Source organism: Vibrio sp. CK2-1 (genome assembly GCF_021726515.1).
GTDB lineage: Bacteria > Pseudomonadota > Gammaproteobacteria > Enterobacterales > Vibrionaceae > Vibrio.
The window spans coordinates 661,215-685,623 of record NZ_JAKKCJ010000001.1 but is presented as its reverse complement, the minus strand read 5'-3'; the positions used below and the strand labels follow the sequence as shown (position 1 = coordinate 685,623).

Genomic DNA, 24,409 nt, shown 5'->3' with positions numbered 1-24,409 from the left:
CTTAGGTATAGGCCTTATAAGCTAAATCACCATAAATATACGTCGCATGTACGGTTCGGTCATCACCTAGGCTCATTAGCACGAATAGCTTCTCTTCCAAGGTTTTGGCCTGCTGCATGCGAAACTTCATTAACGTGGTAGCACTAGGTTCTAGCACTACAAAGTCTGCTTCTTTCCCAACTTCTAAACTACCAATTTTATCATCGAGATATAAAGCTTTTGCGCCGCCTAGAGTCGCTTGATAGAGCGATTTCACCGGGTGTAGTTTCTTTTGTTGTAGCTGCATAATTTTGTAGGCTTCACTCATGGTTTGCATTAGTGAAAATGACGTGCCCGCCCCCACATCCGTACCCATTCCTACTCGAATGCCAAACTCTTCAATGCGGTTTAAATCAAACAAACCTGAGCCTAAAAATAAGTTAGAGGTTGGACAAAACGCAATCGCAGAACCTGTATCTGACAAACGCTGACATTCACAATCCGATAAATGTACTCCGTGAGCAAAGACCGATCTTGGGTGCAATAATCCGTGGTGATCATACACATCCAAATAGCCTTCTCGCTCTGGGAATAAAGATTTCACCCATTCGATTTCTTGTTTGTTTTCCGATAAATGCGTGTGCATGTAGACACTAGGGTATTCTTGCAGCAACTTACCCACCATATCGAGCTGTTCTGGCGAGCTGGTTGGCGCAAAACGTGGCGTTACCGCATAAGATAAACGGCCATTGTCATGCCATTTTTCAATCAGTTCTTTTGAATCTTGGTAACCGCATTCTGGTGTGTCGGTGAGGTAGTCTGGCGCGTTGCGATCCATTAATACTTTACCGGCGATCATTCGCAGATTACGACGTTTGGCTTCTTGGAAAAACACATCAACCGATTGTTTGTGCACCGTACCAAAAACCAATGCGGTAGTAGTACCATTGGTGGCTAGTTCGTCTAAAAATATTTTCGCCACTTTCGCGGCATATTCAGGATCTTTAAAACGCTCTTCTTCGGGAAAAGTGTAGTTTTCTAGCCAATCAAGCAGTTGCTCACCATAAGAAGCAATCATACCGGTTTGAGGATAATGAATATGAGTATCAACAAATCCTGCTGTGATGATTTTATCTTGATAGTTGACCATCTCTAACTCGCCATTTTGCTTAGCCAGCGTTTCAACATAATCACCTACATCGGTAATCAAACCATTTTCAACCACTAGCAAACCGTCATCAAAATAACGATAAGCCTGCTCGACACCCACTTCACTTGGGTCGGCAATCAGTTGAATAATAGAACTGCGATAACCTGTTTTGACTTGTGACATTCATTGATTCCTTTTCTTCAATCCTTTGCCTATTAGGCGTATTCCTTTTTGAACGCTCAACCTGCTAAGACATTATTCTTTAATGAAAGATGATTTAACGGGCGCTTGGCTTCCAGTGCTTCGCCTTGGTAATGAGCAATTAACTCACCCGCCACCGAAACGGCAATTTCCGCAGGATGCTTTCCTTTTACCATTGAAATCCCAATTGGACATTGCATTTTTTCGATCATATCTTGCTCAAAGCCGCGATGAGCTAATCGCATATCAAACTTTTTGCGTTTCGTTTGAGAACCAATCATGCCGAAATAATTAAACTTATCGTGAGTTAAAATTTCACGCGCTAAATCAAAATCAAGCTGATGATTATGCGTCATCACCAGGTAGTAGCTATTGGCTGGCATGTGCTTAATTTCACCCACCGGATCATCACTGACTAACTTATGAACATTCGGCGCAAGCTGCGTTGGGAACTCGGCTTCACGCTCATCGATCCAGGTGATTTTAAACGGCAAGGTTTGCACAATATTCACTAACGCTTTGGCGACATGCCCTGCCCCAAATAGCACGAGATGATGTTGATTAAAACCAATCGGTTCAAAGCTCAAGGTTGCCATACCGCCACAACATTGCCCTAAGCGTGCGCCTAGATTAAAGCGTTCAATATGGATTTTATTATCCGTTTGCCCATTACAAATTTTCATCAACATTTCACGCGCCATTTTTGTGGCAAGGTGCTCTAAGTGACCGCCACCAATCGTGGCATAAAGCTCTTTGCGAGTGACGATCATCTTAGTTCCTGCGTCACGAGGCACTGAGCCTTTGTCTTCCAATACGGAAACCAAAATACACTCTTCACCTTGTTGCTCTAACAAGGCGAGTTGTTGGATCCAAGAGACTTGGCTTGTTGGTTTATGCGATTGATGATTACCCATACTGCATCCTTACAAATATTGATTACCAAACCGAGTTACGAGAGCTGAGGACGCTCCGCTCGGGAGCCGAAAAGAAACTTTGACAACAAGTCTATCGCTGACAAAAATGTCTCGTGTCTCGTGTCTCGTGTCTCGTGTCTCGTGTCTCGTGTCTCGTGTCTCGTGTCTCGTGTCTCGAAGCTAGGCTTTCACACGATGAGTATCCGTCAACACACTTGTCGCCGTAGTTGTATTACCCGCTCTCGCCTTTTCCATTGCCCATAGCACTCGCTCTGGTGTGGCTGGCGTATCAAGGTGTACAGTGACTCTTTCACCTTCTTGAGTATTCTCAAGGGCTACTGCATGTACGGCATCTTTGAGCGCACTCCATACCGACATGCCTAGCATAAACGGTGGCTCACCGACGGCTTTCGAGTTGAACACGGTATCTTCTGGGTTGCTGCGGTTTTGCACGATATTGGTTCTAAAATCGATTGGCATATCGGCAATGGCAGGAATTTTGTAGCTTGCTGGGCCACTGGTCATTAAGCGCCCTTTTTCATTCCACACCAATTCTTCAGTTGTCAGCCAACCGACACCTTGTATAAAGCCGCCCTCTATCTGACCAATATCTATCGCAGGGTTTAGCGATGCGCCAACATCATGCAAAATATCAGTACGTAGAATTTTGTACTCACCGGTTAAGGTATCGACAATCACTTCTGAGCACGACACGCCATAAGCAAAGTAATAGAATGGACGACCGCGAGCTTTTTCATGATCATAATGAATCTTCGGCGTACGGTAGAAGCCCGTACTCGACAGCGATACTTGGTTGAAATACGCCTGCTGGACAAATTCAGCAAACGGGATCAATTGATCGCGTACTTCCACTACTCCATTGTTGAATATGACTTCTTCTGGAGTCACTTTGTAGTGATTTGCAGCGAACTCAACTAAACGTTCTTTAATCGTCATCGCAGCATTTTGCGCCGCTTTACCGTTCAAATCAGTACCCGATGACGCCGCAGTTGGCGAGGTGTTTGGTACTTTGTCAGTATTGGTTGCCGTGATTTGAATTTGGTCGATATCAACACTGAACTCTTGCGCGACAATCTGCGCCACTTTGGTATTCAAACCTTGCCCCATTTCCGTACCACCGTGGTTCAGGTGAATACTGCCATCGGTATAGATATGAATCAGCGCACCGGCTTGGTTTAAGAAGGTCGCGGTAAATGAAATACCAAACTTCACAGGGGTTAATGCAATGCCCTTTTTCAAGATTGGACTATTGGCATTAAATTCCGCTATTTCTTTACGGCGTTTTTGATATTCACTGGTTTTTTCTAGTTCTTCTGTGATTTCTAGTAAGCAGTTATCTTCTACTTTTTGATAGTAGTGAGTGGTATCACGACCTTCTCCGCCGTAGTAGTTTGCTTTACGAATTTCCAACGGATCTTTCCCAAGATAATGGGCAATTTCATCCATGATGTGTTCAATGGTCATCATGCCTTGCGGGCCACCGAAACCACGGTAAGCGGTATTGGAAGCGGTATTGGTTTTACAGCGATTGCCCACGACCTTGGCATCACCTAGATAATAAGCATTGTCTGAGTGGAACATAGCGCGGTCGACGATGGAGTGTGATAAATCAATCGAATAACCACAATCACCTGAGTTGATTAACTCCGCACCATGAATGCGTCCATCATCATCGAAGCCAATACGGTACTGGTTGTAAAATGGGTGACGTTTACCAGTCATGATCATATCGTCATTACGCCATAAACGAATCTTGGTCGGCTTTTGAGTCAAGCTTGCAATCACCGCGGCAATACAAGCTGGCGCATTGGCTTGAGTTTCTTTACCCCCAAAACCGCCGCCCATACGACGCATATCTACCACCACTTTGTGCATCGCAACGCCTAATACTTCTGCCACCACTTTTTGAATTTCAGTTGGGTTTTGCGTTGAGGTATAAACGATCACCCCACCATCTTCGGCAGGAACGACACTACTGGCTTGAGTTTCTAAATAGAAATGCTCTTGACCACCAATATTCAGCTCACCTTCTAATACGTGTTTGGCTGAAGCGAGCGCGGCTTGATAATCACCACGCTGTTGCACATGGGTTTCATGCACGAAGTGTTTTTTCTCAAGCGCTTCTTTCACATCCAAAATAGCCGGTAGTGGTTCAAATTCGATCTCAGCGGCTAAAGCTGCTTTACGTGCGGTTTCCATATCTTTTGCTGCGACCGCAATGATCGGTTGGCCGTAATATTCCACGACACCATCGGCTAATAATGGATCGCCAGGAAAGACTGCACCGATATCTAACTCACCCGGCACATCTTTACTGGTAATGGCAATCTCAACACCATCAAATTCGTAGCAAGGATCGGTATTGATACTGACAATCTTGGCATGCGCTTCGGTGCTTAAACGGCAATAAACATGCAACTGATTCGGGAACTCTAAACGGTCATCGACATAAATCGCTTCGCCAGACACCTGCTTATCGGCACTATCATGTTTAACGGACTTGCCTACGCCAGTTTTCAGATCTTGCTTATATTGTGCGAGTAGCTCGTCGTAGCTTAATTTTGGAGAATGATTAGACATAAGACGTGACCCTCGTTTCAATGCTGTGTTGCTTAAAGTTATTACTATTTTGCTGTGACATGACCTTAGTTTGTTGCTCTAGGAAAAAACGCAGAAGCATATTGCACGCGGTTTTAGAGCGATATTCTTTACTGGCTCTAAAGTCAGACAGTGGTTCAAAATCTTGCGCCAACTGCGCCATCGCCGCTTCGACTGTCGCTTTATCCCATGTTTTACCTATTAAGGCTTTTTCACATAGATCGGCGCGTTTTGGCGTTGCTGCCATTCCACCAAATGCCACGCGAGCATCCACTACCACATCATTTTCAATGGTGAAATTAAACGCACCGCAGACCGCTGAAATATCATCATCGATACGTTTTGATAATTTATAGGCGCTGAAAAACTGCTTATCATTATTATTTTCAAGAGCATCTGGCTTAGGAATAATGATTTGTTCGATGAATTCAGATTCTTGCTGAACCGTCACTTTGTAATTAATAAAGTATTCATCAATTTGAACTTCTCGAACCTGCTGCCCTTTTCGCAATTTGAGGCGGGCATTAAGCGCAATAAGAAGAGGGGGCGTGTCACCAATAGGAGACGCATTGGCAACATTACCCCCAATAGTGCCTTGGTTACGTACTTGCAATGACGCAAAGCGATGCAGTAAGTGACCAAAATCTGGGTAATATTTCGCGAGTGTGGCGTAACAATCGCTGATCGGCATATTGGCACCAATCACGATATCTTGTTCGGTTTCACGAATGGTTTTCATATCCGCGACGCCAGTAACGTTAATCAGTGTTTCAATTTCACGGTGGAATTGCGTAACTTCTAACGCGAGATCAGTACCACCAGCGACCAATTTTGCTTTTGGATGACGCTCATATAATTCAGCTAATTCATCAGTCGTGGTTGGTGAGAAACTGGTTAAATTGCCCAACACTAGAGGTGCGGTTTTAGATTCAATTTTCTCAAGTTTGGCAATGGTTTGTTGCTCAAGCTCGGCAAATTGATCAAGCAAAGGTTGATCTGAGCTTAGTGATAAAGCCGCATCGACAATCGGACGATAACCAGTACAGCGACAAAGATTGCCCGCCAAGGATTCCATCACATCTTCTTTATCGGCACTTGGTTTGTTCTTACTCAAAGCAAACATCGACATAATAAAGCCCGGTGTACAGTAGCCACATTGCGAACCATGAAAGTCCACCAATGCTTGCTGTACTGGGTGAAGTGATTGTTTGTTTTTAAGATCTTCGACCGTAATTAACTGCTTGCCGTGTAATGACGACACAAAGGTCAAACATGAATTGACACTACGATATTGCAACTTGCCATCCACAAGCTCGCCAAGTACCACAGTACATGCGCCACAATCACCAGAACCACACCCTTCTTTGGTGCCGGTTTTATGTAGCTCGGTACGTAGGTAATTTAACACTGTCATATTTGGTGAAATATTGGTTTCACGCTTCAGTGTTTGATTGAGTAAAAACGTAATCAAAGTGCTTCTCCTGTGCTCACTTATCGGCTATTTGTGAACGGTTTTTTTATCGTACCGTTTAACCTATAGCTCACTTCCTGTACATTGAGTATTGGATTTCCTGACCCAACGGTCAAGTTTTTGCGATCACATTTTTTAAACAATTTTGCAACACTATGATTTTAAGATATAAAAAAACCGCTGATAGACAGCGGTTTTGTTGATTGCTCAATTTTTAAGCAATATTACGATTCTGTAACCGTTTGATGTTGTGCTTTTGAGGCATTCACCAACAACACACCAACAACCAGAACAATCGAACCACATAGTAGGAACAACATACGTCCTGTCATTTCATTTGGTAGTAGCGCCATTGCTAAGACACCAAAACCAGCAGTACAGATTAATCGACCTAGCATAGAGCGTTGTTTAGTATCTAAATCATGTTGCGCTTCGCCGCTTGAAACAACCGGAGTGTTCCAGTTTTCGAATAGTCTTTCTACTTCAGCTTCACGCTCTGGAGTACGACCTCTGTAGAAAAGCATCGTCAGTAGGAAGAAGCCACCGGTAAACACAACGTGTGCTGCTAGGCTTAATGCAACTTTCAAGTCAGACCATTCGCGTCCAGTCAGTGCTTGCTCTAAGCCAAAGAAGTGCTCTACATCGTGTGCTTGTAACGAGATACCGAAAATCCAAGAAACGATACCGCCGACAATCAGAGTTGTCCAAGCTGACCAATCTGGTGTTTTGCGGATCCACATACCTAGTAGTACTGGGATTAACATTGGGAAGCCAATCAAAGCACCCACATTTAACACGATATCAAATAGGCTTAAGTGACGTAATGAGTTAATAAACAAACCGATCGCAATGATAATAAAGCCCATCACGATAGTGGTTGTTTTACTCACTACTACCAATTCCTTTTGTGACGCTTGAGGACGAAGAATCGGGCTATAGAAGTTCATCACAAAGATGCCCGCATTACGGTTTAGACCTGAGTCCATTGAAGACATAGTCGCGGCAAACATGGCTGACATTAACAAGCCCACCATACCCGCTGGCATCATGTGTTGTACGAAAGCAAGGTAAGCAGCATCATTGCCCACAGCGCCATACTCAGTCGCAAAGTTAGGCATAAACGCACCAACATACCAAGCAGGTAGGAACCAAATAACAGGACCAATAATCATCAATACACAAGCAAGACCAGCCGCTTTACGCGCATTCTCACTGTCTTTTGCACATAAATAACGATATGCGTTAATCGAGTTATTCATCACACCAAACTGTTTGATGAAGATAAACACAACCCAAAGAACAAAGATGCTCATGTAGTTCAGGTTGTTACCAACAAAGAAATCACCTTGGAAGTTATTTACAATGTTAGTAATACCACCACCTTGGAAGTAGGCTGCAACGGCACATGTAATAGTTACCGCCATAATAACGAGCATTTGCATAAAGTCAGAAGCAACAACCGCCCAAGAGCCGCCGGTTACAGACATCAGCATAAGCACTAAGCCAGTAACGATAATGGTTGCTTCCATTGGGATATCAAAAACGGCTGCAACAAAGATAGCAAGACCATTTAGCCAAATACCCGCAGAAATTAAGCTATCTGGCATGCCACCCCAAGTGAAAAACTGCTCTGAAGTTTTACCAAAACGTTGACGAATGGCTTCAATCGCAGTCACTACACGAAGCTGACGGAATTTAGGTGCGAAGTACATATAGTTAACGAAGTAACCAAATGCGTTTGCTAAGAATAGAATCACGACAACAAAGCCATCGCTATAAGCGCGCCCTGCCGCACCGGTGAAGGTCCAGGCTGAGAATTGAGTCATGAAGGCAGTAGCACCTACCATCCACCATAACATCTTACCTCCCCCCCTAAAGTAATCACTAGTAGAGGTGGTGAAAGTACGGAACATCCAACCAATCGCAATTAGAAAGAGAAAATAGGCAGCAACAACAATAGTATCGACAGTCATTTCTTTTGACCTTTAAAATAATTAAATTAACTGATTGCTAGACTACCTACTTCGCTAACTCTTTTGTAGTACAAATAGCATTAAACATGATCTAGTGCATACTTTTAACGTGCGACAGATCAAGACCTACAAATAAAAGTATCAACAACTTACAAATATATGTGAAATAGATCCCATTAAAATCAAGCATTTATTGTATGACAAATAAGGTGAAATCATCTTAGAAAATATAAATGTATTGACATAAAAAAATCCGATATCAAGTGATTTTTGATATCGGATTCATCATGAAGTTAAGATTAGGATTGTGGATTAAGCTAGTTAAAGAAAGTCGAAATCAGAATAAATGCGCCAAACAAGAATGAAGCGACTAAAGCAATATTGCCACCACCTGTCGTATAAGCACTTGCTTGTGATGCAACTTTAAAGCTTGGTTTTCGTACATTCCAAACCATGGCTAACGGCCCCCAAATCGCTAGGAAGACCAAAGTAATACCCGCGTAGTCCAACATATTGAGGAACTTGTTTGAAAATAAATTGGTCACTAATAGTGGCAAAATGAAAGTCAGAACAAAAATTAATCCTGCCGTTACCTTACCCTTTTCTAGCTTGGTACGATTGACAAGACCCGCAATCGCATCTTTATTTTGATCAAACAATGCCATCGACACGCCAAGGAACGAGGTCACTAAAGCCAAAGCCGAAAAAACAGCGATGATGGTTTTAAGTGTGCCAGATGATCCGCCAAATGCCGCGATAAGCTGAGAAATGTCATCAAACTGACGAATTTCAGCCGTACCTAGATTGCCGATAATCGCGAAAAGCCAAGTTAGGTAACAAATCAGTGGGATCACAGAGCCAAGCAAAACCATATTGCGCATCTGCTTAGGTGTCGCTTCTTTGTTGTACATAACAAGCGATGGAATCACCACCATAGAAGCAAAACTGGTGAAAATAGTGGTGCTGTGTTTCACCACATCTTTCCATAAAAAGTTTGGCGTTTGCTCTAGAAACTCAATGTGAATATTGGTAAACAGTGTCACGACAACCGTGACCAACATAGTGATCATCAAAATGAACAAAACACGGTTTAGCATATCGATATACGATTTACCCGCGATGATCACCACCGCCATGACAAAGGTAAACACCGTATAACAAATCGATTGAGGAACATCAAAACCAATACCAGCCAATAAGTTATGGAATAGGTCACCAATACCGAGAATGTAAGCGACTAAGATACAAATTAGCAGCATATAAAAGAAGAAGTTGATGACGAATTTGCCACTGGTTCCCAAAGAGAGTTGGGCAACGCTATTCATACCGCCATTTTGATCGGTTTTTGTACAGGCTTCTGTTAGTAATAAAGAGCCATAAGTGGTTCCCACAAAGATCACTAACATCAAAATTAAACTGACCGTAAAGCCAAATTGAGCTAATGCCATTGGAATGCCTAACATTCCGGCACCTAGTGCAGTTCCCGACAAAATCAAAGAACTACCGAATAATTTCATATTCACTGCATCGGTCCTTTTACATTGGTTATCCTATATGACAAAGCATCAGCAGAGTAATCCGCTACTTTTCAAAAAATTAAACATATAGGGTATTTTTTAAGACGCGCAGTGTAACAGAATATTTTGATTTATGAGGAGGAGCAGGCAAAAAGGTGGAATTAAACCCTATTTACCTACTTAAATTTGAAATATTAGTATATGAATCTAGATTTAACATATAAATTAGAGCTAATCATTGCCTGTTAACTTAAATTCAGAATCTATATCCAATTTGAATAGCACCATCATTTACCAAATCAATCAATGAAACAAACCCATTCAAGTATTAGATTATTTCAGCACTTGCTGGTAACACTAATTTGATTGCTTTTGGTACTACTTCAAATCGAATTCGCTTAGTTTCTATCGGTTCACCATCCAAATTAATTGGCATAGGTGATTCAGACTCCCATTCAGCCCACGGCACACTAAACCGCTTTACATATTCACCACTCAATTCTGGATTAAACATTTCTTTTATTGTTTGAATCAAGTTTTCTGCAGGTGTTTCAAGCCAAGCAACCACATCCATTAAGCCATCATTAATTTTCGCATTGGGTGCTAATTGTTGCCCGCCCCCAGCTTGACGGCCATTACATACCGCACTGACAATGACTCGGCCAGTTAATGTTTGATCAGGAATTTTTAAGATTCCATCATTTGGTTTGAAATCTAACGTTCGTAATAACCCATGAAGAGTGTATGCGCCACCGCCGAGAAAGTTTTTTAATTCGACAGGAGTATTTGCTGTCACATAAGCACCAAAGCCGCCACTGGCGACATTCATAAAGTGCTCATCATTGGCTTTAATACAATCGACCGGTACGGCTTGACCGTTTAAGGCTAACGACAAGGCTTGAGAATAATCATTAGGAATGTCGCATGCTGTTGCAAAATCATTAGCAGTGCCAAGTGGTAGAATAGCTAATTCAGGACGCTTAGCTTCTTCGAATTTCATCATTGCATCCACGACTTCTTTCACAGAGCCATCACCGCCGCCAATCATGATTCTTTGGCAACCTTCTTGAATGGCTTCACTGACAAAACGTTCAACATCTCCCCCTTCCCAAGTCACTCGGACATCGATACGTCCTGACTCTCTGGCTTGGAAGATTGCTTGCCGCAACATTTCAATGCCTGCTTTTTTGCCATTTAAAATAAGTCGAATATCCATCACGTACCTCGATTTATTATGAGAACAAAAATGCTTTCACGCCTGATAGCATAAACTGAGCACCCATTGCGATCACAATTACCCCCATATAACTGGTAACCATTTTCTTAACCATAGTTGGCTCTTTTTGTTCTTTAGAAAGCGCAATAAATGCCATCAAAACACCCAATAAAACCAGCATAGCAATCGCTACACCGATCACTGCGGTATAAGGGATTAAAGCATCATGATGGGATGCGGCAACAGTAATGACCCCAGTAATGGTGCCAGGGCTTGCGGCAAATAAAACTAATCCGGTGGTTTTATGGCTGCTTGTCGAATGAATATCTGAGGCAGGAAGCGGCTGTCGTTGTGCAGAAATGATCATCTGGACACCAATCCAAATCAAGATACCCCCACCGGCACATGAAAAAGCAGGTAATGAAATGCCAAAAGCTTGAAGAACCGAAGTGCCCGCGAATGCTGCGATCAGTAATACGGTCGCAATGGTTAACACTGACTTTATCGATTCTTTATATTGTTGAGATTTACTCTGTCCACGCGTGGCATCGGCAAACATTTGCGCACAAATGGCGGGGTTGACCAAAGCAAGTATAGTGATGATGGCTTGGGTATAATGCTGCATAACAACCTTTAAGGTATACGGTAAGTAACGACTATTTTAACTATTGTTAGAATTAACACCACAGCCTTTTAAGATCATTGATGTTAAGAACTGTGCTGCTTCATCGTAATCTTTACGAGCCAATTTCTTTTTATTCATCACCCGACAAATCTGCCAACCGAAGTCCGCATACGTTTGCGTCGCCGCCCAAATAGTAAACATTAAGTGGTGTGGAGAAACTGCATCCATTCTGCCCTGCTCAATCCATGACTGAAACTTCGCAATGATCATTTCTGACTGCTGTTGCAATTCATCTTCAATATCTTTGGGTAAAGACTGCCCGCCCGACATCACTTCATTCGCAAATACTTTGGAAGCATAAGCATGATCGCGAGAGATAATCAGTTTGGTCTTAATATATTCGGTTAACGCTTCGATAGGATCATCAAGCTCTTGAATAGGCTTGGACGATTGCAGTAAGGGCACAGTGACGCTTTCAAGTACCGCGCGATAAAGGTTATCTTTGGAATTGTAGTAGTAATAGATATTTGGCTTAGGAATGTTGGCTTCTTTGGCAATGTCTGCCACTTTGGTTGCCGCGTAGCCATATTTAGCAAAATGCTGGCTGGCCGCTTCAATAATGACGCTTTGATTTCGTTCTCTCACCTTTGCCACTTAGTCACTCCCGTCTTGTTACCAAAATCCGTTGTGATTAGTGTTTTATCATAGCGAGCAAGAAATTCATCCTTTTTTTCCAATCCATTAGCTAGAAATGGGGATGTCGCCAGAAATAATCTTTAAGTCACTTGAGTCTCCAATATAGTCATGGGATTAAAAAGTCCCGAGCGGCATCATTACTTCATTAATCCGTCGCACACAAAACTAAGATTAATTTTTCAGCCACTCGGGGCGCACTAAAGGAGACAAAAAGTGCGGTAAAAACTGAGTCCTTGCGGAATGAAGGTTTATTCCCAAATATAAACCAATCATGCCAGTCCAGTGCAAACACTCAGCTATAACGAAAATAGAAATTCAAAGGTATCTAAAGCCTATTCCTCTAGATACCAACCGTACTACTCACCACGAATATTATGCTTACCACGTGCTTCAATCGCTTTGATTAAGGCAGAGTGATCCCAGTTCGAACCATCCATTTCAGCACACTCGCCAAACAATTGTTGAGCGGTTGCAGTATTCGGTAGATCAAGACCTAATTGCTCAGCGCCGGTTAACGCAAGGTTTAAGTCTTTTTGGTGAAGTGCAATTCTAAAGCCTGGGTCGAATGTGCCTTTCACCATGCGCTCGCCATGTACTTCCAAAATCTTCGAGTTAGCAAAGCCGCCCATTAGTGCTTGGCGTACACGTGCAGGATCCGCGCCGGCTTTTGAAGCAAACACAAAGGCTTCGGATACTGCTTCAATATTTAGCGCTACAATAATTTGGTTAGCGACTTTACAGATTTGACCTGCGCCATTGTCACCCACTAGCGTAATGTTTTGTCCCATCACTTCAAATAGAGGTTTGGCACGTTCAAACGCCGCTTCACTACCCCCGACCATAATCGTTAGCGTGGCATTAATTGCCCCCACTTCACCACCAGAAACCGGTGCATCAAGGTACTCTGCGCCACACTCTTTAATTTGTTTCGCAAACTCTTGAGTTTCAATTGGCGCAATCGAGCTCATATCGATCACCAGCTTACCGGCTGATAAACCTTGCGCGATACCGTTGTCGCCAAATAGTGCATCAGCAACATCTGGTGTATTTGGCACCATAGTAATAATCACATCGGCTTGCTGTGCCGCTTCTTTACCACTATGTACAACGGTCGCACCGCCATCAACGAGCTCTTGAGGTGGCGCAACAAAGTGGTCAGAAACCACAATCGAATAACCGGCTTTCTGCAAGTTAACCGCCATTGGTTTGCCCATGATGCCAGTACCGATAAATGCAATTGTTGGTGTAGTCATAATCTCATCCTTAAAATCTGTTTTTCTTAATTGAGTGAAAATTTAAAATTCATCTTTTTAAGCGAGCTCTTTCATCCAGCTCAATCCTTCGACAGTGGTCGTCTTCGGCTTATATTCACAACCAATCCAACCGTCGTAACCAATGCTATCTAAATGGTTGAACAAGAATGGGTAGTTAATCTCTCCAGTGCCCGGTTCATGTCGACCTGGATTATCCGCCAATTGAACATGTTGAATTTGACCAAGATGCTCACTCAAGGTTGGCGCTAAATCGCCTTCCATGATTTGCATGTGATAAATGTCGTATTGGAAGTTCAAGTTATCACTGCCGACCTTCTCGATGACGTCTAGAGCTTGCTTAGTATTGGTTAAGAAAAAGCCGGGAATATCACGAGTATTGATTGCTTCAATAATCAAACTGATGCCATTTTCTTTCAGTGCTCCAGCGGCAAAGCGCAAGTTGCTCACAAAGGTTTCTTCTGCTTGCTGCGCTGTCACGCCATCTGGCACGATACCGGCAAGGCAATTTACTTGGTTACAATCAAGCGCTTTGGCATATTGAATCGCCTTAGTGACGCCTTGTTGAAATTCTTCTACTCGATTTGGATCAACCGCAATACCGCGATCGCCCGCTTGCCAATCACCAGCTGGTAGGTTGAATAACACTTGTTTTAGGTTGTTCGATTCCAATACACCTTTGATGGTGCTGGCTTCAAAATCATAAGGAAATAGGTACTCTACTCCCTGAAAACCGGCTTGTGCGGCTTGTTCAAAGCGTTGTAAAAAATCCACTTCGGTAAATAGCATTGATAGATTTGCCGCAAACTTAGGCATATCCTTCTCCTTTTTCTGCAACTAAAAATAGATATTCAAACATTGAAGAAGCGGCCAATGTGACAGCCCTTCAATGGTGTCATTACTGGTTAAAAGTAATCGCGGTTGGGGCGTCGTCTTGCTCTCCAGCTAAGCTTTCAAACTCATTGATGCCGTCAATTTCCACACCCATTGCGATGTTGGTCACGCGCTCTAGAATGAATTCAACCACGACAGGCACACGGTGTTTTGCCATCAGTGCTTTGGCTTCTTCAAATGCGGCTGGCGCATCTTCAGGATTACGAACACGAATTGCTTTACAACCTAGCCCTTCCACAACCGCCACATGATCGACCCCATAGCCTTCCATTTCTGGTGAATTTTGGTTTTCAAAAGCAAGCTGTACACAGTAATCAATATCAAACTGACGCTGCGCTTGACGAATCAAACCAAGGTAAGAGTTATTCACTACCACATGGATATACGGCAGATTGAACTGCGCACCGGCGGCCAATTCTTCGATCATAAATTGGAAATCGTAGTCACCTGAAATTGCCACAATCGGACGATTTGGATCCGCCGCGCGAACACCTAGCGCAGCCGGAATAGTCCAACCTAGTGGGCCAGCTTGGCCACAATTGATCCAGTGACGTGGTTTATAAACATGTAAGAACTGCGCCGCGGCAATTTGCGACAAGCCAATGGTGCTGACGTAACAAGTATCTTCACCAAACGCCTTGTTCATTTCTTCATAAACGCGCATTGGCTTCATTGGTACTTCTTCAAAGTGAGTTTTACGCAGCATGCTTGATTTGCGTTCAATACACTCACCAACCCAGCTAGAACGATCTTTTAACTTGCCTGCCGCTTGCATTTCTTTCGCCACATCTAAGAACAGCGTTAATGCGGATTTAGCATCTGACACAATGCCAAGATCAGGACAGAACACGCGGCCAATTTGCGTCGGTTCAATATCCACATGCACAAATTTACGACCTTGGGTATACACATCGACCGAACCGGTATGACGGTTTGCCCAACGGTTACCAATGCCTAATACAAAATCAGACGCTAGCATGGTGGCATTACCGTAACGGTGTGAGGTTTGTAGCCCAACCATGCCAGCCATCAGTTCATGGTTATCTGGAATACTGCCCCAGCCCATTAGCGTTGGAATAACCGGAACATTTAAGATCTCGGCAAGTTCTTGCAACTCAGCACTCGCGCCAGCGTTAATCACGCCACCACCAGATACAATCAAAGGCTTGTCTGATTCAGTTAACATAGTCAGCGCTTTTTCTACTTGGTTGCGGGTTGCGGTTGGTTGATACGGCTCAAGCGGCTCATAGGTATCAATATCAAACTCGATTTCAGCTAGCTGCACATCAATCGGTAGATCGATTAAAACTGGGCCCGGACGCCCTGAACGCATAATGTGAAATGCTTGTTGGAATGCTCGTGGCACTAGCGCGGGTTCTAAAACGGTCGTCGCCCATTTGGTTACTGGTTTAGCAATGGATTCAATATCCACCGCTTGGAAATCTTCTTTGTGCAAACGAGCACGTGGGGCTTGACCGGTAATACATAAAATTGGAATCGAATCTGCTGATGCCGAATACAAGCCAGTGATCATATCGGTGCCCGCTGGGCCAGAAGTACCGATACACACGCCAATATTTTTATCATTGGTTCGGGTGTAGCCTTCTGCCATATGCGAAGCACCTTCCACATGGCGCGCCAGTACATGGTCAATTCCACCAATCTTTTTCATCGCTGCATAAAATGGATTGATTGCCGCACCAGGTACACCAAATGCGATATCCACCCCTTCTCTTTTTAATACTTCTACTGCAGCTTCAATCGCTTTCATTTTAGCCATAACTCAATTCCCTTTCGATATTGTATACAATTAAAAATACATTATTCAGTCTAGACGCGACAATTTGAATTGTGCAAATAAAAAACAAAAATATTTTTAAATAAAGTGCTGATATTGAGTTAAGCCACTGCTTGCAAAGCAATTAAAACTGATCCGACCAAGTGTTGTACATTTTGTTTGAGTGCACAAAACGTTAAATAAACTTTGATCTTTTGTGAAAACGAGGATATACCTAGACAAGAAATTAAAACATTAATGTACACAATATTGTTTAGATAAACACAAATATAAGAAATACGTAGATTAAGATAAAAACTCAAAATCGCCCCAACGCTTTTGGGTTTACCCGTATTGACTGCTCGTACATGTTCATAAAGGAGACGATTATGCACAGCACTGAGGACCGTGAAACAGACATGCAATCCCAGCAATCGCGCGCGATTAATGTGGTTGGTGAATTATCAACAGAACAACAAAAGGCCATTCTTTCTGAACCTGCTTTGGATTTTCTGAATGCCTTAGTGACGAAGTTCAGCGCGCCATTAGAGCAAGCGCTGCACCTACGACGTGAACGTCAAAAGCAATTTGATGCTGGCGAGCTGCCTGATTTCCGTGAAGACACCAAAAACATTCGCGAAGATAAAAGCTGGAAAGTCGCTCCGATCCCGAAAACATTGCAGGATCGTCGAGTCGAAATCACCGGCCCTGTTGAGCGCAAGATGGTCATTAACGCCCTCAATTCAGGGGCAAAAATCTTCATGTGCTGTTTTGAAGATGCATCTTCTCCAACGTGGGAGAACATGCTAGATGGGCAAGTCAATTTACGTGATGCCAATGCTGGCACCATCAGTTACTACGATGAGAAAAAAGATAAACAATATGACCTAGTTGCAGAGCCTGCACAGTTACTGGCTCGACCTCGTGGCTTGCATCTACCTGAACGTCATATTGAGTATAACGGCCAGCCAATTGCCGGTTGTTTAATGGATTTTGCTTTGTACTTCTTCCATAACTACCAAACTCGCGCCCAACAAGGCGAAGGCGTGTATTACTACATTCCTAAGTTAGAAAGTATGGAAGAAGCCAAGTGGTGGGATGATGTGTTCCGCTTTACCGAAGAGTACTTCAAGGTAGAAATCGGCACGATTCGCGCGACTGTATTAATTGAAACTCTTCCTGCGGTATTCCAAATGGAAGAGATGCTGTATGTGATGCGTGATCATATTGTGGCAATGAACTGTGGCCGCTGGGATTACATCTTCAGCTACATCAAAACATTGAAAAATCATAAAGATCGCATCTTGCCAGACCGCCACAGCGTAGGTATGGACAAACCGTTCTTGAACGCTTACAGCCAACTATTGGTGAAAACTTGTCACGCTCGCGGTGCATTAGCGATGGGTGGTATGTCAGCGTTTATTCCAAATTCCGATCCTGCGGTTATGCAGCAGGTATTGACCAAGGTAGAAGAAGATAAGAACCGTGAATCTTCTAACGGTCATGATGGTACTTGGGTTGCTCATCCGAAGTTAGTGGATGTGGCAATGGAGATTTTTGATAACAAATTGGGTGGGCAAGTCAATCAAATGGATTTTGACAGCAGCCATGTAGGTAACATTACTGCTGAACAATTACTCGCGCCATGTGAAGGGCCACGTAATGAAGAAGGCTTACGTAAAAATATTCGTATTGCGCTTTATTACATCGAAGCCTGGATCAGCGGTGTAGGTTGTGTACCAATCTACGGCCTAATGGAAGATGCAGCAACGGCGGAAATCTCGCGCGCTAGCATCTGGCAGTGGATTAAACACGGCGTGAAACTAGACGATGGCCAAGTGGTAACAGAGGAGTATTTCCGAACTCTGTTGGCAGAAGAATTAATTACGATTAAACAAGAAGTTGGCGAGCAACGTTATGCTCAAGGACGATTTGAAGAAACGGCCAAGATGTTCGATACCTTATCGACCCAAGACGATTTTGCAGAGTTCTTGACTCTACCGAGCTACCCGCTTCTTTGTTAATAACCAGTGGTGAGTCACGCTTTCTTTATCGAGCCAAAACGTATAAGAACGCGTGATTCATCCTTATTAATGAGGATCCTGATCATGAGTTTGACACTGCAACAAGCATTAAGTATCACCCAAGGTGCGTTTAGCACCGCATTAGACTTAAAAAGTGCTCCACTCACTGTGGCTGTTTTAGACAGTGGTGGCAAACTGGTTTCCCTACAACGGCAAGACGGCTCTAGCATGATGCGGCCCGATATTGCCATTGCAAAAGCGTGGGGAGCCCTTGCATTAGGATGCTCATCAAGAAAGTTGGCGCAAGATGCCGATGCCCGACCTGCCTTTATTTCAGCCATCAATGTGCTGGCTCATGGCAATATGGTCCCTGTTCCAGGTGGTGTATTGGTTCGTAATGAATCGAATCTGGTTTTGGGTGCGGTTGGGATCAGTGGCGATTTATCAGATTTAGATGAAAAATGTGCTCTGGAAGGCATTTTGCATGCAAAGTTGTATTCATCTGACACTTAGATAAACTAAGGTCTATAATGTACAATTAGAAAGTACATCTTAAGGGCGTTGTTATTATTCGTGTTGTTAACGCCCACCACTTTTCAGTAGATTAGGCCATGACTAAATTAAGTAAGTTATCGAATACCAAAATTCAAGCGAAAGCCAATAATCAAACTCAAGATGATGTGGTGTACTGCCACATCTTTGATGCGATTCTAGAGCAACGCTTACCTCCTAGCACCAAACTTAATGAAGAATCGTTAAGTGAAATCTTTGGTGTTAGTCGAACCATTATTCGTCGTGCATTATTACGTCTTTCTCTAGAGCAAGTCGTTGATATCAAACCTAACCGCGGCGCGACCGTTTCTGCTCCAACCATAGATGAAGCAACCCAAATCCTAAAAGCACGTGAAATTGCAGAGCTTGCGGTAACCGAACTGGCAACCGAAAACGCTAACCCTCAACAAATGCAAGTTTTACGTAATCTTGTTACTAGTGAGAATGAAGCGATTGCCAATGGCGATGTCGGCCGTGGTATTCGTTTATCCGGTGAGTTTCATATTGAGCTCGCTAAAATGGCGAAAAACGCGCCGTTATTGCACTTCTTGCGCAGCCTAGTTTCTCAAACCTCACTGTTGATTGCGCAGTATGAAGGCAGTAATAACAGTAACTGTTCTCAAGATGAGCACACCAACCTACTCAATGCTATTGAAGCCGGTGATAAGCAAACCGCTATTCACCTAATGGAACATCACTTACAGCACATCAAAGCCAATTTAAACTTAACCGATGATGCTACTTCGAGTGATTTACACGTAGTGTTCTCCAATGTGATTCGCTCAAGAGCATAATCAAGCGCTTGTTCAGCAAGGTTCCATAAAATTAGAAAGGCAGAGTGATTAAACTCTGCCTTCAGTAATATTAGTTGAAGTATCGCAAAACCACTCATTGACTTAGAAAAAACAAACCCGCTCCTGTTAGGGTTTGCCCTCACTACTATTTCGCATAGGATCTCTCATTAAGAATTACATTTGTATTTGTAAGCCCTACTAATTCCCTCTGCTTCTTATATTCTTGCACTTTCCACTCAAGGTACGCCTCAGTGTTATCATGCTTATCCCATTGGTTGTCATCATCGACGCCTAGATAATATCTATCCAGAACCTTCCCTTCAATCAGACAGCCTACTTCCCAATCTAATATTAGACTTAATTTCAATATCTTATTGAAATGTTGACTTACCGAAAGTGCTACAAGATCCTCTAACGCTATGCTTGCATCTTTAGAAAGTGGTAGTACTTGATTACAATAAGATTCCAACTCATCAATAGCTACTGTCATTTCTAAAATAATATCTATGAGATAAAAATCATCATGGCTGAGGTAAAAAGATGTATGGTTTAATTGCCACCTGATCTGCTTCTCGAAATCATACTGCTTTAAAAGCCTGAACTCATTGTCTGTTATGAATTGATATAGATCGAGCTTAGAAACTTTCCTTAGCTCGCTATACAACTCAACACGCTTGCTTGAAAGCTTATCTAAGGCTTCTAACTGCCTATCTAAAGTTTTATTCCAACGAGCTTCATAAAGCTGATCATCATGCCTTCTATCTTGCTCTCTTTGAGTCCACCAATAACCAAATATGGCTACAATAGCCGCAAACGAATAAACAAATACTTGCTTGAGTACATCCCTCACATCTTGAAGAGAGAATTTGAACGGATTAATAGTAATAAACCAATATGATGCCACTGAAAATATCAATATTAGTACGGCTATCGTTGCCCATTTCTTCCATTTTTTCATCTAGATAATCCGTTCAATAGAAACATTAATGACCATACATCCAATATGAAATCAGGGTCAATAGTTAATCAATGATAGATGATAGAGATACAAAGAAACTTCACGATATTGGGAGGTGTTGATGTGTCATCGAACTAATATATGGACGTGGAAATTCCTAGCACTGCTCATTCCTTAATCAAGCATTCGATTCATAGTGAACATAAGAGTAAAAGCGACAAAGAACAGCCCTTCCCCTTGATAGATGATGTCACTTGGCAGCAGAAGTCGATATAAGGGGAAGCGGGGATGGGGTTGGTTACGCCCAACTAGTTTGGGGCACAAATAAATCACTCACATCAACCCTCCCCCGCCCTCCCTTGGCTGTAAATCTTGATGCCAAGTATTTTTCATTGGTAAAGGGAGGGAGTTATTTGTGATCGCTTGATGTGTAATGGTATCTGCCTAAAGAAATACATTTCAAATATTCAGCGCGTGATAAGTAGATTCCTGCTCTCGCTTAGGCTCGGCTGGAATGACGCGCTAATAATGTGCGGTGAATCTTGGGTAAGCATTGCAACTAAAAGCAGCAAAGATCAGCTCTTCCCCTTGGTAGATAGTGTTACTTGGCAGCAGAAGTCGATATAAGGGGAAGCGGGGATGGGGTTGGTTACGCCTAACTATTTTAAGGCATAAATATTTTAAAAAAGGCAGCTGATCAATGTGAAGTGATCGCTGCCTTTTTGGTCGAAGAGTTAATTACTCTCCCGTGATTTTTATAACGGTTTTTTATTATAGATGACGTGACATTACTTATAATGTAAACGGCTTTGCAAGCGAGTTTTCAATTCACCATCAGCTAAGCCTGCCGCATGGACTTCTAAATCATGCCAATCTTGAGCAGTAAACGCCTGGTAGGTCTTATCTATTAAACCTTGCTTCACATTATCCGACACAAACGCTGCTTCTAGTGCACATAATGTGACATCTAATAATTCAACACGATTAAAGCCAAATACCGTTTCTGCAATGTGGTATTCCTTCGCGACATCTGTACCAAATAAGCCCGCATCATCAGTATTGACCGACAAACGCACGCCCTTTTCATATAAACGACGTAAAGGGTGATTATCGAGTTTTTGTTCAAACTCCGTGACCAGAATTCGGTTACTAGTTGGTGCCACTTCTAAGGTGATGTTTTCTGCGATCAGTTGCTCAATCAAAGCGTCATCTTTAATGGCCGCAATGCCATGACCAATACGCTTTGCGCCAAATTTTAAGGCATCACGAATACTTTCAGGGCCACGAATTTCACCGGCATGATAAGACTTAGGCAATGGGATGTTATCCACCAGCTCATGAACGTAGATGAAATCTTCAAATTCACCCGCCATTTCGTTACCGGCAATATTGAAACCGGTGACAACTTCACGTGTGTTTTTCGCGATAAAGTCCACACTCAAATCTAGATGCTCTAGGCTTAAATGGCGTACACCACAGCCTTGCAGACGTGTTTCTGTGCCATATTCATCTTTTACTTCATTAATCGCACGCTCAATGCCATCCATGAATTCGTGGTATTTATCTGCGTTCAACGACACTGTGCCATTTTCATCTTCTTCACAACATAAGTGGAAGGCTGATGTGATCATTTCACAGTAGATCATCCCTTGCTGCGCATTACGGCTAAGGTAGTCTTTCATGATCAAGTAGTAGTCATCAGCATCACGAACGAGATCAGCCACAACATCATAAGCTTTTACGAACTCACCAAAGTCAGTTTCATCGTATTGATAACGGCCATTCGGAAACTCCGCTTTGTCATAAGCGCCATCGGCATAGAGAAAATCATCAGGCAATGACACCCCATGTTTTTTAGCCAAGATCAAAGCCATTTCAGGCGTTACAGAACCTTCAATATGTTCATGCAAAATTACTTTAGGAAGCGTCGCAGTCATGATGTTATCTCTATTGATTAAACTATTTATCGCACCTTACCGTTCCATTTTATTAATGCAACCGTAGAGTATTAAAAGTTACGTACTGAAACACAGCAAACGTTTTCGGTAGGTCGCACTGCTAACCTGCGCTATTAACTGTACAGGTTAATCACTCAACGCTATACTTGTTCCATTAAATGTACATGTGGAGATTATTATGAGAATCGTATCGTTTACTGAAGCTAGAAATAGCCTCAAAGCCGTTTTAGACGGTGTCGTTAATGATGCCGACACTACCGTAATTACTCGCAGAGATTCTGAAGATGCCGTGGTTATGTCTCTAGACTATTACAATAGCCTAATGGAAACCGTCCACTTACTTCGTTCCCCTAAAAACGCAGAGCATCTAAACCGCTCAATCGAGCAATATCGTTCTGGAAAAACAACAGAACGAGAGTTAATTGATGAGTAGTCAGCAGCGTTTATTATCGTGGACTGATGAGGCTTGGGGTGATTATGTGTACTGGCAACACCAAGACAAAAAAACACTAAAGCGCATAAATAAACTCATTAATGATGTAAAGCGCTCTCCATTTGAGGGCATAGGTAAACCTGAACCGTTGAAAGAGAACTTATCTGGTTTTTGGTCTCGCCGCATTGATGATACAAACAGACTTGTTTATGCCGTAGACGCTCAAGCTATTACGATAATTTCGTGTCGCTATCATTACTAGGTTTGGCTGTATCATAATTAAAAAGTGTGGATCGTGCTTTTCGTTTATATGTCCTTATAGTGTTTAAAATACTCTGCAATGTAATTTGTGCGTATAATTATATAAATAATAGATTTCACGTTGTATACGGAATTAAATGATGTTTGTGAAAAAAATGGAAGCACCCAAAGACATGCAGATTGGTTCTATTTTTGAAACCAAAAAGCATGGCCCTGTTGTGGTGGTTGAATATTACAATACTCATACTGTCATTATAGCCTTTGAAAATACGGGCAATATCAGATCCACAACAGCAGCAAAACTTCGCAATGGGCAAATCATCGACCGCTCTGTGCCTGCACAATCCTCTATGGTTGGTAAGCAATATGAATCACAAAAGCATGGCCTATTAACGGTAAAGCAAGTTGATTCAGGTAATATTGTGGTGCTAGAAGATGAGAATGGCACTGAAATTAGACTAATACTTGCTGCGGTTCAAAAGCTGCGAGAACGAGCAGCAGAAAACGAAGACAGTAATACCAATGCAGAATTAGAACTACCTACATCACTTAGTGCCTTAACAAAAAGAAATAAAAAAACTAAAGACGTAAACTCCCTTCTTAAGAAAATGCTTACCGACTATGGTAAGTAAACCCATTCTCTTGTTTATGACTTCCCCCAATCTATAACGTTGATCAATGTCACGTTAAGTTGTTCATTTCGAAAGTCACACTAATTTAGCCTTAAATTGCGTGATCTGATTCACAAGGTCATTTTGACTTTGTGAGAGAGATCTATATTGATTCGAGGCAATTTCGCTAACATCCTCCCATCAACACAATAAACCCTATAAGAGATAATAATTATGAAAAAGATTATGGTTGTATGCGGAAATGGTCTTGGTACTTCATTAATGATGGAGATGGCAGTAAAAGAGGTTGTTAATAAAATTGGCTTTTCAGCAGAAGTAGAACACGAAGATTTATCCTCAGCGACATCCACTAAAGCCGATATTTGGGTAGCTGCAACAGATATTGCAACTCAATTAAAAGAAATGGGTAAAGAGAACGTTGTAAGCCTTTCAAATATCTTTGATAAAGAATCAATTGAAGAGCAATTAAAAGCATTCATCTGAGGGGGAATATA

General features: G+C 42.5%; 21 protein-coding genes. 7 read left to right on the top strand and 14 right to left on the bottom strand.

Going from position 1 to position 24,409, the window contains the following annotated elements; genetic code table 11:
* Position 1: 1 nt before the first annotated feature.
* The 12 genes from guaD to gcl all read right to left on the bottom strand — a co-directional run bounded on the left by guaD (position 2) and on the right by gcl (position 16,306).
* Positions 2-1,312, bottom strand: a complete 1,311-nt coding sequence (gene guaD / locus L3V25_RS02970) for a guanine deaminase (RefSeq protein WP_237294003.1) — start codon at positions 1,310-1,312, stop codon at positions 2-4.
* A gap of 56 nt (positions 1,313-1,368) precedes the next feature.
* Positions 1,369-2,244, bottom strand: a complete 876-nt coding sequence (gene xdhC, locus L3V25_RS02965; protein ID WP_237294002.1) for a xanthine dehydrogenase accessory protein XdhC — start codon at positions 2,242-2,244, stop codon at positions 1,369-1,371.
* Between the two features lie 180 nt (positions 2,245-2,424).
* The gene (xdhB, locus tag L3V25_RS02960) at positions 2,425-4,845 is read right to left on the bottom strand and encodes a xanthine dehydrogenase molybdopterin binding subunit (protein ID WP_237294001.1); all 2,421 of its coding nucleotides are present in this window, start codon (positions 4,843-4,845) and stop codon (positions 2,425-2,427) included.
* Entirely contained in the window at positions 4,838-6,334 is a 1,497-nt protein-coding gene (gene xdhA / locus L3V25_RS02955) for a xanthine dehydrogenase small subunit (RefSeq protein WP_267135401.1), read from the bottom strand. The genes xdhB and xdhA overlap by 8 nt, the downstream gene beginning before the upstream one ends.
* A 224-nt stretch (positions 6,335-6,558) precedes the next feature.
* Positions 6,559-8,307, bottom strand: a complete 1,749-nt coding sequence (locus L3V25_RS02950; RefSeq protein WP_237294000.1) for a sodium:solute symporter family protein — start codon at positions 8,305-8,307, stop codon at positions 6,559-6,561.
* A gap of 317 nt (positions 8,308-8,624) precedes the next feature.
* Positions 8,625-9,824, bottom strand: a complete 1,200-nt coding sequence (locus L3V25_RS02945) for an aromatic amino acid transport family protein (RefSeq protein ID WP_237294338.1) — start codon at positions 9,822-9,824, stop codon at positions 8,625-8,627.
* A 328-nt stretch (positions 9,825-10,152) separates the two neighbouring features.
* Complete coding sequence (gene yegS, locus L3V25_RS02940) at positions 10,153-11,043, bottom strand: lipid kinase YegS (protein ID WP_237293999.1); 891 nt, start codon at positions 11,041-11,043, stop codon at positions 10,153-10,155.
* A 13-nt stretch (positions 11,044-11,056) separates the two neighbouring features.
* On the bottom strand, positions 11,057-11,665 hold the full coding sequence (locus tag L3V25_RS02935) for a MarC family protein (RefSeq protein ID WP_237293998.1): 609 nt from the start codon (positions 11,663-11,665) through the stop codon (positions 11,057-11,059).
* Between the two features lie 36 nt (positions 11,666-11,701).
* Positions 11,702-12,319: a TetR/AcrR family transcriptional regulator gene (locus tag L3V25_RS02930; RefSeq protein WP_237293997.1), complete on the bottom strand. Its 618-nt coding sequence runs from the start codon at positions 12,317-12,319 to the stop codon at positions 11,702-11,704.
* Positions 12,320-12,717: 398 nt separating this feature from the next.
* The gene (locus L3V25_RS02925) at positions 12,718-13,614 is read right to left on the bottom strand and encodes a 2-hydroxy-3-oxopropionate reductase (protein ID WP_237293996.1); all 897 of its coding nucleotides are present in this window, start codon (positions 13,612-13,614) and stop codon (positions 12,718-12,720) included.
* A gap of 57 nt (positions 13,615-13,671) precedes the next feature.
* A complete protein-coding gene (gene hyi, locus L3V25_RS02920) occupies positions 13,672-14,448 on the bottom strand; it encodes a hydroxypyruvate isomerase (protein ID WP_237293995.1) in 777 nt (258 codons plus the stop codon).
* An 82-nt stretch (positions 14,449-14,530) separates the two neighbouring features.
* Positions 14,531-16,306: a glyoxylate carboligase gene (gene gcl / locus L3V25_RS02915; RefSeq protein ID WP_237293994.1), complete on the bottom strand. Its 1,776-nt coding sequence runs from the start codon at positions 16,304-16,306 to the stop codon at positions 14,531-14,533.
* 416 nt (positions 16,307-16,722) lie between these two features.
* On the opposite strand from gcl, the gene aceB reads away from it, so the two are divergent.
* From aceB to L3V25_RS02900, 3 genes are all read left to right on the top strand, one after another.
* Positions 16,723-18,327, top strand: coding sequence for a malate synthase A (gene aceB, locus L3V25_RS02910; RefSeq protein WP_226981027.1), 1,605 nt, complete (start codon positions 16,723-16,725; stop codon positions 18,325-18,327).
* A gap of 81 nt (positions 18,328-18,408) precedes the next feature.
* Positions 18,409-18,840, top strand: a complete 432-nt coding sequence (locus L3V25_RS02905; RefSeq protein WP_237294337.1) for a heme-binding protein — start codon at positions 18,409-18,411, stop codon at positions 18,838-18,840.
* A gap of 98 nt (positions 18,841-18,938) precedes the next feature.
* Positions 18,939-19,673: a GntR family transcriptional regulator gene (locus L3V25_RS02900; protein ID WP_237293993.1), complete on the top strand. Its 735-nt coding sequence runs from the start codon at positions 18,939-18,941 to the stop codon at positions 19,671-19,673.
* Positions 19,674-19,818: 145 nt separating this feature from the next.
* On the opposite strand, the gene L3V25_RS02895 is transcribed toward L3V25_RS02900, so the two are convergent.
* On the bottom strand, positions 19,819-20,631 hold the full coding sequence (locus L3V25_RS02895) for a hypothetical protein (RefSeq protein ID WP_237293992.1): 813 nt from the start codon (positions 20,629-20,631) through the stop codon (positions 19,819-19,821).
* Positions 20,632-21,419: 788 nt separating this feature from the next.
* A complete protein-coding gene (add, locus tag L3V25_RS02890) occupies positions 21,420-22,568 on the bottom strand; it encodes an adenosine deaminase (RefSeq protein ID WP_237293991.1) in 1,149 nt (382 codons plus the stop codon).
* Between the two features lie 199 nt (positions 22,569-22,767).
* On the opposite strand from add, the gene L3V25_RS02885 reads away from it, so the two are divergent.
* From L3V25_RS02885 to L3V25_RS02870, 4 genes are all read left to right on the top strand, one after another.
* Positions 22,768-23,022, top strand: a complete 255-nt coding sequence (locus L3V25_RS02885) for a type II toxin-antitoxin system prevent-host-death family antitoxin (RefSeq protein WP_237293990.1) — start codon at positions 22,768-22,770, stop codon at positions 23,020-23,022.
* Positions 23,015-23,284 carry a Txe/YoeB family addiction module toxin gene (locus L3V25_RS02880; protein ID WP_237293989.1) on the top strand — a complete coding sequence of 90 codons (270 nt, stop codon included), beginning with the start codon at positions 23,015-23,017 and terminating at the stop codon, positions 23,282-23,284. Before L3V25_RS02885 ends, L3V25_RS02880 begins: the two co-directional genes overlap by 8 nt.
* 139 nt (positions 23,285-23,423) lie before the next feature.
* On the top strand, positions 23,424-23,915 hold the full coding sequence (locus L3V25_RS02875) for a hypothetical protein (protein WP_237294336.1): 492 nt from the start codon (positions 23,424-23,426) through the stop codon (positions 23,913-23,915).
* A 213-nt stretch (positions 23,916-24,128) separates the two neighbouring features.
* Complete coding sequence (locus L3V25_RS02870; protein ID WP_237293988.1) at positions 24,129-24,398, top strand: PTS sugar transporter subunit IIB; 270 nt, start codon at positions 24,129-24,131, stop codon at positions 24,396-24,398.
* Positions 24,399-24,409: the final 11 nt, after the last annotated feature.